Consider the following 510-nt stretch of genomic DNA (forward strand, 5'->3'; position numbering starts at 1 on the left):
AATCTCTGCCAACGATTGAATACTTTCATTCGTCCGAGAAATTAAAGACTGTAAAGAGTCTACGCTATCGATAGATAATTGTTCAGCAATAGTGGTTCGATACTCAATAAGATTCGCTTCTATAAATTGTAAATCACGGATAGCCGACAGGGTAATTAGTTCGATAGTAGACGCATCGCTACTCGTCGCCGCCAATTGCACACTGGCAAAAGCATCGACGCTGTTATCAACACTGTCGATCACTGCTTGCAACGCCGCCACATCGACAATGCTTGCCTCTGCCGCTATCGCCGCTTGGTACGCAGCCTCGTTCGCGTCATGGACAGAGTCGACTAGGGGATACGCTGAGATCACGGTGGTCGCAGCCTCAAAGTTATTCTGGATAGCGCGAGCTCTCGCCTCCACTAACGCCGCTTAGTCCGGATACAGCCTCGCGCGCTGGCCTTACAGCGGCGCTCACTTATCAATCGAGACGCAAATTCCCGCTCCCAGCCCCATAGCTTCTAAGTT

The 510-nt window shown here is 50.4% G+C and carries 1 protein-coding gene; it reads right to left on the reverse strand.

All coding sequences use genetic code 11. From position 1 onward, the window contains the following. The coding region (locus GCE9029_RS25625) for a hypothetical protein (protein ID WP_157487875.1) at window positions 1–405 on the reverse strand (405 nt) is incomplete at its 3' end. Window positions 406–510 lie beyond the last annotated feature (105 nt).

This window comes from Grimontia celer, from assembly GCF_900055185.1.
In the GTDB taxonomy this organism is placed as follows: Bacteria; Pseudomonadota; Gammaproteobacteria; order Enterobacterales; family Vibrionaceae; genus Enterovibrio; species Enterovibrio celer.